Here is a 13,067-nt window from a genome sequence, read left to right as displayed (position 1 = left end):
AACCGGTACAAATATCAGGGCAGGCACAGAGGCTTGCCCCTACATACGGCGACGGTGCTGGTTAACCCTCGAAAATATCCTCTAACCGCTGTGCTTGTGTTAACGACACTCCCCACTGCTGCAACTGCTCCGGCGTCGCTGCCCGTAACCGCGACAACATCCAATCCGGTAATGGCTGTCCAAACCGCGCCTCAATCAATGTTCGGAGGAGGGTTTGCATGCCATCTTCCCTGCCCTTTTCCAACCCTCGCTGCTCACCACGTTCTTCTGCCACTTGAATCTCTGTGTTGTAATCCCACACCGCCCGTTCGCGTGCCAATGCCCGTAATCGTTCTTCCTTGGTCTGGCTCATTTGCTCTAGGGATTGCAAAACAGTCATTACCGGTGTGTGTGTCAGCTGTGCCATGATGTGTTGCTCCTGCCAGTGTTCAAACAGATCGACCCAATTCTTTAATGCAGTGGGCGCAAGTTGTAGACGGTCGGCTTTGTCTAATTCCAGAATATCAATTTGCTGTGCTTTGGTGAGGACAACATCGGGAATGTGTTGATCGCGCAGTTCAAACCGCCATGAAGCTTGTTCAGGATGTTCAGGGAATAAATCAAAATCCAGTAGATGAATACAAATCACATGCTTCATCTCGCGATAGGATTGACCGCTTTCTAACTGTTCGCTGATAAGACGCGAACTGTAATACAAACTTCGCTCTCCCCAATACGTCTGTTTCCGCACCTGAATTTCAATATTGTATTGCACCCCAAAACCATCTTTGGCCAAGACATCCAACACGATTTCTTTGGCGTGGAGGTCTTCTCCGGAGATATTGGGATTGAGAATATCGGTGATGGTAATCGGCGGTTGATCATAGCGGATGCTGTTGATCAAATCGGATAGCAATTCGGGTGATTGGGCAAAGAGACGTTTGAAAATGTAATCGTTCTTTGGATCGAGTAGCGGCAGCATGATGGGTGTGATGGCTGAGAATGATATGGTTAATTGTAGTCCGGCAGGTTGGGGTATGTCTTAGTTTTGTGTTGGGCTGCCAAACATCGGCAACCCAAACTACACTGGCTTAATCGATTTAGGCCGTCAACTTATCCAAATTACTCAGTTCTATTTCTGTTAGCTCTAACTTTAATTCTTGATGGAATTGTTTAAAAAATTTTAACCAATCTGACAGATTAGCATCCAAAAGATTTTTAGTATGTTTAGTAGCTAACTCATCTAAGAATTCAGTGTGATCAGTTTTTTCTTTATTTCGTGAGAGTTTAATCACCAAATTATTCTCGTTCCATCTATTTCTTGACGCCGTGAGAAATGTATTTTCTCCCAATTTGATCTTTAATGTTTCCAAACGCATTGGGCCAAAAACATCACGATATTCTGCGTACTCTCTGGTGTCCTCATCACCTTCTGGTTGACGGCAGGTGAAGCGATAGGCCATGTACTCTGTTTCCCAATCATCTTCTAAGATCTCCAGGAGCACTCTGTGTGGAGCGCTATTAGCTTCAAAAATATCAGGTGCATCAGGAATATAGTCTGAGCCATAATTTTCACCATAGGCTTCAATCAGCCCTGGTAAAAAGATGCCCTCTTCTGTCATTTGCAGTCCGACACAGGCTTCATCGACCTCCGAAACCAGTAAATACTCGCCTTTAATTTTACCGAAAACGTGAGAGTAATCGTCGAATTTTGATTGAGCATCTGATTGAGATAAAAACACATCTGAACTCACGTTCTCTAGTGCTTCGTCTATGAGATAAAAATCGTAGCGAACGTCTTTTAATTTCTGGAAATTGAGATGTTGTGTATCTTGATCACAAATAGCTTGTTTAACGTCTTCGGCTGTCATCGCCTCAGGGATGTAATCAAAATCATTCTTTAAAACTGATGTCAACTCTTCCCAATTTGTATTTTCATCGCCATTTTCCTCAATGACTTCAAGGAGCGATCGACATAACTCACGAAAAGACCTCTCCAACTTTTCTTCGAGTTTAAATTTACCGCGAACCTCTAAGTCGGGAATTTCATAGCTGGTCCAGCCCATTTTTTATTTCTCCTTGTCATTTTTTAATGTGGTGTGTATCTTCATACTAAGATTTTTTTGTTGTATCGCTGCTTGATCAATCACAAACTTTTGTTTGAAAATTTTCGGAGAGATTGACAATGTCATACATTATAGAAAGAGATGATATTTGGGAGGCAACTTTTGAAGTTGAACACGTTCAAGGTGTTAAGTCTGTCGATTTAACCGTGTATTACTGGGAAAAATACGACGACGAAAGTGGTGACGAGCTAGGAACTGAAACAGAAATTCGAGCCGCCAAAATTCATTTGGCTGAAGGTTGCGATTTGATCTGTGCAAACGACGATTTGGCATGGCAACTAACAGAAAACGCCCGCCAGATTTTCTATGTTTCTTATGGTTCGATTGAGCTTTGGGATAAAAAGAAATTTGAGGAGTGTGTCTCGGATTGCGTCATTGAACCAGACGAAGAATAGAAGATTTGACATGCTCCCCGCCCTCTCGCTAATTTTGAGAACGGGGAAGCCATCAAGAGTTACGTAGTGTTGCTAAGTCAGTATGGTTTTCCAAATATTCTGCCAATTGCAGGAAATCTGTTCGAGGATAACTACGGCCAGCGGTTTCACGAAATGCTAATTGGGGCTTTGAGCCATCAATAATATGGTATCCCCAATAAAGTAACGCACTGCTGTGACGGATCCTTGCTTCTTCAGGTGGAATGAGACGACATTTCGGATCATGTTGCGCATAACGATCGATTTCTTTTTTCAAATGCGTCAGCAACACTTCATTCTTTTTCTCTATCGCCTTACTTGGATCGTAGCTATTGATTAGACAAAACATCTGAGCTTGGCTATTTAACGAGCGAATATGCTGAAAAGTACGAGTAATCACATTCGCATTCTTTGCGATGCCCAACGGATTTAATGTTGTTGGAATGATACAATAATCAAACTTAGCAATCAGTTCAGCTGGGTTTTCACTCAATACTGGAGAGCAATCACAAATGACGACTCTAGCATCAGAGTAGTCCTCATCTTTTGAACGCAACCATTGCTCATGACTCAATACGGTGATGGTGGCACCAAGCTGGTTTTTCGCCATTGCTGGGACAAACATACTAGCATCACTACCGGCATCATCAGAGTCAGCACGAAAAAGTTTGTGCAGATTTTGATCTGGGTCGAGATCAAGCAACACAACATCATAACCCATCAATGCAAAAGCACCAGCCAAATGAGCGGCAGTTGTCGTTTTACCAACCCCACCTTTGCAGGTAAAAACACCAATGTATCGACATTTATCAGGTATCGTTGTGTGCTCAGGTTCCAAAGACACCTCAGATAGAAGACCATTTGCGTACTCAATTAATTTCACGGGTTTAACACGCCGGACGGTTTGAGTAGCACTATCTGTGTGATTTGCTTGACGATGGCTTTGTGCTTCTTGGATTTCACGCAAATTTGCTTCTGCATCCAACAAAGCATTTTTAGAAAATCCACTGGCAGAGACAAAAATTCCATGAGTAAATCCATCGGCCAGCGGTAACTCTAAAAAATGACGGAATTTCTCTACATCAGCAACGGTACACTTCCGAGTGTAGTTCTTAACTTGTACGGCAATACGATAGGCATTTCGACGTAACTCAAGGTCGTAACCCCTTGTATTAGCTGGAGGAACAACCACATCCCAACCAAGTTGCTGAAATAAGACACCAATATGTTTTTCAAATGAATCAGGATCTTTAATCGATAGGGAACTACTCATCGCTGACATTCCTTAGCATGAAAAAATATTTTCAAACCTTCATATTATCAGCTACTTACTCAGCCTGTTAATCAAAAGTCACAAGCGAGATACACTACCGATACCTCATTGGATAACACATGGGCAGGTTTAGGGAATTCAGAGACAGGACAACAAAAAACCCAGCAAGCACATGGCTTTTGCTGGGTTTTTTTGCAACGCTAAGCGTTGCTTTTTGAATCCTTGGTTGCGGGAGCAGGACTCGAACCTGCGACCTTCGGGTTATGAGCCCGACGAGCTTCCAACTGCTCCATCCCGCGTCAGTGAGATTGCAAATATAGAGCAATCGAACAAGGGTGTCAAGCTTATTTTACAGAAAAGCACAAATACTGGGTTTTAATGCGTTGCCCACTCAACCCAACCAAACTGCCACGTCAGCAAAATGATCAAGCCAAACACAATCCGATACCAAGCAAACACGATAAAGGTGTGATTCGAAACAAAGCGAATTAAACCACGCACAGCAAAGAAAGCACTGATAAACGCAGCGACAAAGCCAACGCTAAACATCGGTAACGCATCTAAGGAAAGCAATTCACGATGTTTGTAAACATCGTAAAACGTCGCGGCGAACATGATGGGGATGGCAAGGAAGAAGGAAAACTCTGTTGCCACTTTACGATCTAGACCAAAAATCATGCCACCAATGATGGTTGAACCAGACCGCGAGGTCCCCGGAATCAACGAAAAGATCTGAGCAAATCCAACTTTGGCAGCGTCCCAAACCGTCATGTCATCAACAGAATGGACTCGCGGCGTGTGATGGCGGCGTTCAACCCAAAGAATAATCAAACCACCCACCACAAGCGCACACGCAACAGCGACCGGATTAAACAAATAGTATTTGATGGTTTTAATGGTCAGGACACCGACTACTGCTGCAGGCAAAAAAGCGACCAGTAGATTGGTCGTGAAATGCCAAGCGGCAGTATCACCTTTCAATAATCCCCCTGCCACACGCTGTAAGCGTGCGCGATATTCCCAACACACCGCCAAAATCGCGCCGAGCTGAATCACAATCTCGAATACATTACCGACACCATCATCAAAATTGAGTAGGTCAGCAGCAACAATCAGATGTCCGGTACTGGAAATAGGGAAAAACTCGGTAATACCTTCGACAATACCGAGTAAAAATGCTTTGAACAGAATTGCAATATCCACATTGACCCCTTGCGATCCGCAGCTGCCCACAGAAGTGGGCAGACCGTGGTTTATTTGCGTTCTGCTCGCACTTTGTTAATCAGTTCATTCGTGACTTGCAACACCCGCTGTGGCTCAGCGGGGTTCACTGCATAGCGCCCCCCCACCACAATCATCGGCGTCCCTTCCACTTGATAGTCACGAGTCATCTTACTGGCTCGTGCCACATCGCTGTTGATCGAGAAAGAACGATAGAGCTGCATAAAGCGATTGGCATCCACCTTATTGTCAGTCAGCCATTGGCTCAATACCGCTTCTTGGTTCAAATCTTTTTTATCACGCATAAAAGCGTGGAAAACCGGCAGATGTAAACGCGCTAATTCATTGCTGCTACGCAAACTAGCGAAAAGACGCGCCATCGGCTCCATATTTTTTTGCCACACCACTTGTTCACGACGGAATGAAACATCTTTTGGCAAGGTTTTTTCCCATTGCTCTAAAAATGGTTCAAGGCGATAACAATGGCCACAGGTGTACGAGAAAAATTCGAGCACTTCCACCGTTTTTGCATCAGCAACAGGCTGTGGTTGCGCCAAAACGCGGTAGTCCACGCCTTCGCGAAAATTAGCAAATGCCGCAGCACTGCATAACAACAAGAATAAAGCGCATAGGCGCTGGAACATAGTCGATAACAGCACAAAAACTCCTTCAGTTATAGAAGCGATCACTGCGCTTTATTCACCGGTTCACGCACCACCGTGGCACTTAAACCTGCCTCGCGCAATGTTGCCATCGCTTGATCAATTTCACCTTGTTTAGTAAATGGCCCCACTCGAACGCGGTGAATCAGCCCTTTTTCCGTGTCCGCACTTTGAATTTTGACTTCGATACCGGATAGGGCAAGGCGCGCTTTCAGATTATCCGCTTCCTCGCTTTTACTAAACGCCCCAATTTGCAGATAGGTTTTGCGTTCTGCAGCCGGTTTGGTGCGCTCGCTTGCATTAGGTTCCCCACTCGGTACTGGCTCGGCCAATCCGGGCAAAATTTTGTAAAACTCGTAGTTGGGGCCTTTATTCGGCTCGGCTGCCGCCGGTTTTTCGGCAGGAGGGGCAGCCTTTGGTGCGGCAGGTTCAGCCGGCGGCGGTTCGGCCACTTTTGCAGCCACAACAGGGGCTGCTGGTGTCGCGACTGGCGGTGCAACGGGCTCAGGCTGACCCACAGGAACAGGCGGAGGTTCAGGTGTGGGTGTCGGTAACACAGTGGTTTGCTGTTGATTGACACTTGGCGCCACAGTATCAGGCCCTACACCAGGTGCCAAGACTGCAGCACTGTCTGGCACTTTCACCCGTGGAGCAGGCTGCACAGGCTGTTGGAACGGATCGGGGCTGCGCGACAAAAAGAAAGCCACCCCCACCGCAACAGTGACACCTAATAACAAACCAATGACTAAGCCAGAGGCCACGCTTTTTTTACTGCTGGATTCTTTACTACGGGCACGCGGCGTGACCGCTGGACCATGACGGGATGGCGCTGTTTCTTTATTACGGAAACGGCCAGCATTTTTATAGTCGCGAGAGGCCATAGTGAGAAGAAATCCTTGGAAATCATGCAGAGAATCGGATTATAACAGCCACTGCTGTTTGCGCAGTTTTGATTGTACTAACGGTTTAATGGTGGTAACTCATGTTCGATGGCTTTGAGCTTATCTAGCTTATTTTTTAATGCATTAGCACGGCGTTGGCTTTGCTTGAATTGTTGCAACGCCTCTTCTGCTCGTTGATGCTGCTTCTCTACCTCACTCAATAGATTGACCAACACATGAACCAAGGGACGATAACTGGGTTCTAATGTTTTACTAATGAGCAATGGCTCTAATAACGCCAGAGCACGTTGCTTCGCCTCGATGTGATCTAAAGTAGAAAGACCTAATGCCGCTTGTAAGCGCAAGAGCTCTCCTTTGTGGCGCTGACTACGTTGAACCACACTTTGGATTTCACGTTGGCGTTCTGCTGTTGGCAGTTGGTTCAGTCGCTCGTACCAAGTTAAGAGTTCGATTGGCGAGGTGGTTTGTGCAATAGGAGTACCGTTTTGCACAGGCGTCACCACGGCAGTAGTAGCAGGAAGAGGTGAAGGTGTTGGCAATACAGGTACGGCTGATGGTGGTAGGTGAGGAGTCGTTGTACTACAGCCCATCATGACACCGCAGATCAGCAATACAATTAAGCGATGGCGCACGGCACAGTCCATTCAGGAAGCAAGAGATTGATGAGAAACTCGGCCATGCAGTGGCAAAGAAATATGAAATAGTGCGCCCTGATCGGTCGGCAGGGCCTGAGCCGTGCCCCCCAGCTGTTCGGCATAGCGTCGTACCAAAGCAAGGTGAATCCCACCTTGTCGGGGTTGGGCGTGGCGGCGGCTACTGCGGAAAAAAGGGTCGAATACTCGGCGACGCTCCGCCTCGGTGATCAAACAACCGGCATCTTGACATTCAATTTGTAAAGCCGCGTGGTCAGCATACACTTTGATAGCAATTTCACTGTCAGCCGGAGATGAGGCAGCGGCGTGGGTCAATAATTTATCAATCATCGCCACGACAATACCGCCATCAAATGGAGCATGTAAATGGGGCATCACCGACCAATTGAGCCGCTGTTGTGGCAACCGATGCTGCCAGCTTTCAAAAGTCTGTTCTAATACTTCGGCCAAGGCACTGCTGTTTGCCAAGGGTGGCGTAACAAGGCGAGCAGTGTTATAGGCCAGTAAATCCTCGATTAAGGTTTGTAGCGTCTGACTGTTTTCTTTCATTAACGTCAGTACGTCCTGTTGTCGTTCACTGCTGAGTGGCATGACATTGTGTTGTGCAGTATCGAGTAACTCGACACTCTCCCGAATCGCAGACAATGGCGCTTTCAATTCAAAAGCCATATCACGCAAGAAACGTTGTTTCTCTTGCTCAACCCCCGCCAAACGACCACGTAACCATTCCAAACGCTCGCCTAAATACTCCACATCCGCCGGCCCTTTGATATGAATGGGCTCATTCAACAAACCGTCCCCCAAATCACGAATCGCTTTGTCCATTTGCCGCACTGGACGATGTAAAACATGACTCAGAAAGACTGCCAATACAATCGCCGCTGCCACCACTGCGAATAACAGCAGGGTAAGCGTGTGTTTTTGTCGGTCAATTTGTGCCAAGAGCCGGTTGGCTTGTGCATCGACTTGACCTTGACTAACTTGGACAATCTGATGACTGACTTCAGCTAAATGTGAGAAATAACGAATAAGCTTTTGTCCTTGCTCCTGCGATAAAGGAAAACGTGACAGCGCCGTGGCAATCAGTTCATCCTGTTCTAACCATTCATCAAGGCGAATCGCCAGCGCAGGCGAAGCCAAGGGACGCAGGGATAACGCAGTTTGTCGGGCGTGTTGGCGTGCTTCGCGGTAGCGTTGCAACAGATTTTTTTCTTCCAATACCAGATATTGGCGGACAGCACGCTCCATCACCACGCTATGTTCAGCCATCTGCCGCCCACCGCCGGTCAAACGCGCGGCATGTTCAATCCCAATCCGGCTTTCTGAAGCCACTTGATCAAGGGCATATAATGTATGTAGCAAGACAAAAATGGCCGGCAAAGCCACCAGCATAAATCCAGCTAACAATAAACGTAAAAACGATTTTGGATAAAAACGGGGCAAAAAAGAAAAAAGATTGGACACAGCAAGAGCATTCTTGACCAGAGAATCGGCAGGCCGCACGATACCACAAGCCAAGGCAGGCGGCCATGTTGCCAAGGCGCGCCTACCGATTAAACGTATATGATCAGACAGAGAATTGATTGACTAAACGCCGCAATTTGTCTGTCATGGCATGCAGTTCGTTGGTTGCTGCAGCAGTTTCATGGGCAATCGCAGCGTTATTTGATGCACTATGCGCCACTTTTTCCACATGCTGAGCAATTTCATTGCTGGCACTACTTTGTTCACTCAAAGACAGTGAAATATCGTCCACCACACTGACGACTTGCTCGGTGCTGGCATGGATATGTTGCACAGATTCACCGCCTTGCTCCGCCATTTGCACCCCATGCACCACCCGTTGCACCGCCTCTTCCATCGTTTGACGTGAAGCATCCGAACTGGTTTGGATTTCTGCAATCATCGAAGCAATTTCTTTGGTCGATAGGGCAGTGCGCTCTGCCAACTTACGCACTTCATCCGCCACCACCGCAAAACCACGGCCTTGTTCCCCTGCGCGAGCGGCTTCAATCGCGGCATTCAACGCCAGCAAATTGGTTTGTTCTGCCACATCTCGAATCACAGCCATCACATTCGAGATGGCATCAGTTTTCTTGGCCAACTCGGCAATGGTGTCAGAAGATGAGGCAACAGACTCACGAATCCGTTGCATCTCACCAATTGCCGCCCGAATCACGTCTGCCCCCTGCTGGGCTTGCGAACCAGATTGTTGGGAAGATTGGTGAGCATCACGCGCCCGTTCAGCGATGTGGTTAATGCTGCTGGTCATTTCTTCAATCGAGGCCGCCATCGCCGTCGTTGCTTGGTTTTGGGCCTCGGCGTTTTGTGCCCCTTGATTTGCATGTCGGGCAATGTTTTCTGTCATCTCCGACAGCCGCTGGGCGGTGGTCACGATATCGTGCATCAGTCCACGTAGTGTGTCTTTCATCGTCGATACCGACGCCAACACACTGTTCGGATAACGCTCTGCCCCTTGGATAGGAACGGTTAAATTGCCATTGGCAATTTTCCCTACCACCTCCACCACATATTTGGGCTCACCACCAAGCTGTTTTAACAGGTTCCGCATCATCGACAAAGAGAACAAAAGCATAATCGCAATCCCCACGACACAGACCAAACCAATCAGCCGCAGATTTTGCATAAAGATCGCATCGACATCGTCAATATAGATGCCCGTCCCGACTCGCCATTGCCATCTCGCTGACGTTTCCATATAGGAAATTTTGATGACATCACCCACCGTATCGTTTTTCTTCCAAACGTACTGTGCCATCGCCTTACCGTTATTTGATTTCAGCCCACCGATAAACAGCTCGCCAAGATTCACCCCCTTGCTATCTTTGAGCTTTAACAAACTCGTCCCCACCAGTTTTTCACGTGGGTGCACAAGGAAATTCAGTTCACCTTTATTGATGTCACCATCCAAAGCAAACAAGTAGTTATCTTTGTCAAAGCGCATCGCCCCAAGCGCAGCACGAGCGCGCTCTTTGGCATCTTGTTCAGAAAGCGCACCCTTTTGTGCCAAATCTTCGTAACGCTCAACAATGTTGCGAGCAGTCTCAACCAGATTGTGAATCCGCTCCTTACGATCTAACAGCATTGTTTCGCGTTGGGCGAATAGGGCAACGGCGCTGACGACCAACAAGCCGACGAGGGCCATGAAAATCAGCGTCAATAATTTTGTTCGTACCGTCATAGCGTCAAACCAGCTACTCATCGTCCCTCTCCACTTTCTCCAGTGCCTTTAACAGCTTTTTGGAATTTTTATTCACTTGACACGCTTTATTTGTATGATATTTACGTGCTAAAGAAAGTGTATTACAGAAAAGGACTTCGTGGATAGCCTAAATCGATAGACAAAAAATAAGGTGGCCCAGAGAGGCCACCTAAATAAAAATGCTTATGCTTTATTTATAGATAGTTCATTAAACTACCAAAATAATTAAATTTGGAATCGGCTCACCATTTTTCTCAGGCTATCGGTCATTTGGTGCATTTGATTGGTTGCTTGGGCCGTTTCGTGAGCAATGCCAGCATTCTCTGCTGCAACTTGGGCAATTCTTTCCACATTCATTGCAATGTCGTTACTGGCTTGACTTTGTTCACGCAAAGCATGAGAAATATCATTCACCACATGCAACACCTGTGACGAGCCCTCATGAATCCGGTTTACCGCACTGCCACCTTGTTCAGTCAAATCAACCCCTGCCCGCACCCGTACAACGGCTTCTTCCATATTTTCACGCGAGACAGTTGAACTGGTATGGATATCGGCAATCATGCGGCTGATTTCTTGCGTTGCAGTGCCGGTGCGTTCCGCCAATTTCCGTACCTCGTCTGCCACCACAGCAAAACCACGTCCCTGCTCACCAGCGCGAGCGGCTTCAATTGCCGCATTGAGGGCCAACAAATTGGTTTGGTCGGCAATGTCATGAATCACATTGGCAATTGACGAGATGGTTTCAGTTTTATCGGTCAACTGCACAATAGTACAGGAAGCCTCTTCTACCGCTTGGTTAATTCGTTGAATTTCTGTGACAGCTTGTCCCAATACCGAAGCACCTTGCCCAGCTAGATCGCCTGCCTGAGCAGACGATTGCCGCGCTTGTTCTGCATGATCGGCAATGTGGTTGATACTGACCGTCATCTCTTCAATCGAGGCAGCCATCGCAGTGGCAGCACTGCTTTGATCTTCAGAACTTTTTGCCGTACGGTCGGCATGATCGGCAATATTGCCAGCCATACTACCTAGAGAATCGGCGTTCCCGACAATTTCACGAATCAGGGTACGCAACCGTTGTTGCATATCAGCAATCGCCGCCAATAAGCTGCTATGGTCATTAGGGCGAAGTTGAATATTTTGCCGTAGATCACCCGCAGCAATCGTGCGGACCACATCAGCCGCATAGCCTGGCTCACCCCCCAATTCGCGAATCAAACGTGACGTAATCACCCCACTTAATGCCAATAAAATTACTGCCAAAATAACAATCGCGATGCCCATCCATAAACTGGATTTCAAAAATGCGGTTTGCACATCATCTACATAAATCCCTGTGCCATACCACCATTTCCAACGCTGAGAAATGGCCGCATAGGTTACCTTACCGACCTCACCAACCTCGTCATTTTTTTTCCATACATATTCAATCACCACCCCATTGGGTGCGGTTTGCAACCGTTGTTCAAACAGCTGATACAAACTTGGCACCACCTCACGCATTTTTTTACCCAACAAGTCGGCGCGTGGATAAGCCAACCAAGTGCTATCAGGGGCAATCACAAACACATATTCAACACCATCATAACGGGCCTTAGTAAAAGCCTCTTGTGCTAATTTTTGCGCTTGTGCATCAGATAACTTGCCATTTGCCGCTTGCTCCTCAAAATAAGCAATGACCCCCCCAGCTACTTCAGTGATATTGCGCACTTTGTCGGTTCGGTCGGCTAACATAGCAGCCTTAAGGGAGTACATGGCGACCATGCCAAGAACAATTAAACCGGCCAGCGCCACGCCAACCAAGACCATTAGCTTGGTGCGCATGGAGAGTTGTGCAAACATGCGTTAACCTTTCGTCAAAAGGGATTACTTAAGTATTCATTGTAATGACAAATTTGCAAATTTATCGGCCAAGATCGTAATTTCCTGAGCCAAGTTCGCAATATTTGCATTAAGTCAAGTTTTTTCGTGAGGAGTCATCACCATGAGCGTTACCTTAAAAGGCAATCCCATCACTTTGAATGGCCAATTTCCTCAAGTCGGTGCGACCGCTACAGCATTTCGCTTGGTTGCTGCAGATTTGTCAGAACAGGGCTTAGATAACTTTGCAGGGCAACGCAAAGTGCTCAATATTTTCCCAAGCATCGATACACCAACGTGTGCGACCTCGGTACGTAAATTCAACGAGCAAGCGGCAGCGTTAGCGAATACGGTGGTATTATGCATTTCTGCTGATTTGCCTTTTGCGCAAAAGCGGTTTTGTGCTGCCGAAGGCTTGGATAAAGTGTTGACGCTGTCTACCTTCCGCAATCAAGATTTTGCTGAACAATACGGTGTCGCCATTGCATCTGGCCCATTAAGTGGTTTAACCAGCCGCGCCGTGATTGTGTTGGATGCAGATAATCGTGTCTTACATGCTGAGTTAGTTGGTGAAATTGCAGAAGAACCAGATTATGCCAAAGCTTTAGCTGCTTTGGCATAAAAACATTTCAGTTTTACCTGTCCCCTTTTAAATACAATATCAAGCGGGACAGGTTTTTTGTTACAAATACGGATTATTTATACATCATTTTAATTGATTATTATTGATAAATAACCCGAATTTGTCATAG

At 46.8% G+C, this 13,067-nt stretch carries 12 protein-coding genes and 1 tRNA gene; 2 read left to right on the top strand and 11 right to left on the bottom strand.

Going from position 1 to position 13,067, the window contains the following annotated elements; translation table 11 throughout:
- Positions 1-61 precede the first annotated feature (61 nt).
- Together ACYVJG_RS06095 and ACYVJG_RS06090 are read right to left on the bottom strand one after the other, a co-directional pair.
- Positions 62-961: an Rpn family recombination-promoting nuclease/putative transposase gene (locus ACYVJG_RS06095; protein ID WP_460430265.1), complete on the bottom strand. Its 900-nt coding sequence runs from the start codon at positions 959-961 to the stop codon at positions 62-64.
- A 118-nt stretch (positions 962-1,079) separates the two neighbouring features.
- The gene (locus ACYVJG_RS06090) at positions 1,080-2,045 is read right to left on the bottom strand and encodes a hypothetical protein (protein WP_460430264.1); all 966 of its coding nucleotides are present in this window, start codon (positions 2,043-2,045) and stop codon (positions 1,080-1,082) included.
- A gap of 119 nt (positions 2,046-2,164) precedes the next feature.
- On the opposite strand from ACYVJG_RS06090, the gene ACYVJG_RS06085 reads away from it, so the two are divergent.
- Positions 2,165-2,500 carry a hypothetical protein gene (locus ACYVJG_RS06085; RefSeq protein ID WP_460430263.1) on the top strand — a complete coding sequence of 112 codons (336 nt, stop codon included), beginning with the start codon at positions 2,165-2,167 and terminating at the stop codon, positions 2,498-2,500.
- Positions 2,501-2,552: 52 nt separating this feature from the next.
- Here ACYVJG_RS06085 and ACYVJG_RS06080 read toward each other — a convergent pair whose 3' ends face one another.
- The 9 genes from ACYVJG_RS06080 to ACYVJG_RS06040 form a co-directional block, all read right to left on the bottom strand.
- The gene (locus ACYVJG_RS06080) at positions 2,553-3,791 is read right to left on the bottom strand and encodes a nucleotide-binding protein (RefSeq protein ID WP_460430262.1); all 1,239 of its coding nucleotides are present in this window, start codon (positions 3,789-3,791) and stop codon (positions 2,553-2,555) included.
- Between the two features lie 223 nt (positions 3,792-4,014).
- Positions 4,015-4,090, bottom strand: a tRNA-Met gene (locus ACYVJG_RS06075).
- A 76-nt stretch (positions 4,091-4,166) separates the two neighbouring features.
- Positions 4,167-4,994 carry an undecaprenyl-diphosphate phosphatase gene (locus ACYVJG_RS06070; protein ID WP_460430261.1) on the bottom strand — a complete coding sequence of 276 codons (828 nt, stop codon included), beginning with the start codon at positions 4,992-4,994 and terminating at the stop codon, positions 4,167-4,169.
- A gap of 50 nt (positions 4,995-5,044) precedes the next feature.
- Complete coding sequence (locus tag ACYVJG_RS06065; protein ID WP_460430260.1) at positions 5,045-5,671, bottom strand: thiol:disulfide interchange protein DsbA/DsbL; 627 nt, start codon at positions 5,669-5,671, stop codon at positions 5,045-5,047.
- A gap of 26 nt (positions 5,672-5,697) precedes the next feature.
- Positions 5,698-6,555: an SPOR domain-containing protein gene (locus ACYVJG_RS06060; RefSeq protein WP_460430259.1), complete on the bottom strand. Its 858-nt coding sequence runs from the start codon at positions 6,553-6,555 to the stop codon at positions 5,698-5,700.
- A 77-nt stretch (positions 6,556-6,632) separates the two neighbouring features.
- Positions 6,633-7,208: a hypothetical protein gene (locus tag ACYVJG_RS06055; RefSeq protein ID WP_460430258.1), complete on the bottom strand. Its 576-nt coding sequence runs from the start codon at positions 7,206-7,208 to the stop codon at positions 6,633-6,635.
- Positions 7,209-7,220: 12 nt separating this feature from the next.
- Positions 7,221-8,768 carry a sensor histidine kinase gene (locus tag ACYVJG_RS06050; RefSeq protein ID WP_460430257.1) on the bottom strand — a complete coding sequence of 516 codons (1,548 nt, stop codon included), beginning with the start codon at positions 8,766-8,768 and terminating at the stop codon, positions 7,221-7,223.
- A 28-nt stretch (positions 8,769-8,796) separates the two neighbouring features.
- On the bottom strand, positions 8,797-10,452 hold the full coding sequence (locus ACYVJG_RS06045) for a methyl-accepting chemotaxis protein (protein ID WP_460430256.1): 1,656 nt from the start codon (positions 10,450-10,452) through the stop codon (positions 8,797-8,799).
- A 225-nt stretch (positions 10,453-10,677) separates the two neighbouring features.
- Positions 10,678-12,279, bottom strand: coding sequence for a methyl-accepting chemotaxis protein (locus ACYVJG_RS06040; RefSeq protein ID WP_460430255.1), 1,602 nt, complete (start codon positions 12,277-12,279; stop codon positions 10,678-10,680).
- A gap of 160 nt (positions 12,280-12,439) precedes the next feature.
- On the opposite strand from ACYVJG_RS06040, the gene tpx reads away from it, so the two are divergent.
- Entirely contained in the window at positions 12,440-12,937 is a 498-nt protein-coding gene (gene tpx / locus ACYVJG_RS06035; RefSeq protein ID WP_022654211.1) for a thiol peroxidase, read from the top strand.
- Positions 12,938-13,067: the final 130 nt, after the last annotated feature.

Source organism: Aquaspirillum soli, from assembly GCF_054781915.1.
Note: the sequence above shows the minus strand (reverse complement) of the source record. Positions and strands in the feature narration are given on the sequence as shown.

Bases quoted from the DNA above. Each gene is read 5' to 3' on its own strand.
- ACYVJG_RS06095 (WP_460430265.1), bottom strand. From the start codon at position 961: ATGCTGCCGCTACTCGATCCAAAGAACGATTACATTTTCAAACGTCTC.
- ACYVJG_RS06090 (WP_460430264.1), bottom strand. From the start codon at position 2,045: ATGGGCTGGACCAGCTATGAAATTCCCGACTTAGAGGTTCGCGGTAAA.
- ACYVJG_RS06085 (WP_460430263.1), top strand. From the start codon at position 2,165: ATGTCATACATTATAGAAAGAGATGATATTTGGGAGGCAACTTTTGAA.
- ACYVJG_RS06080 (WP_460430262.1), bottom strand. From the start codon at position 3,791: ATGAGTAGTTCCCTATCGATTAAAGATCCTGATTCATTTGAAAAACAT.
- ACYVJG_RS06060 (WP_460430259.1), bottom strand. From the start codon at position 6,555: ATGGCCTCTCGCGACTATAAAAATGCTGGCCGTTTCCGTAATAAAGAA.
- ACYVJG_RS06045 (WP_460430256.1), bottom strand. From the start codon at position 10,452: ATGAGTAGCTGGTTTGACGCTATGACGGTACGAACAAAATTATTGACG.
- ACYVJG_RS06040 (WP_460430255.1), bottom strand. From the start codon at position 12,279: ATGCGCACCAAGCTAATGGTCTTGGTTGGCGTGGCGCTGGCCGGTTTA.
- tpx (WP_022654211.1), top strand. From the start codon at position 12,440: ATGAGCGTTACCTTAAAAGGCAATCCCATCACTTTGAATGGCCAATTT.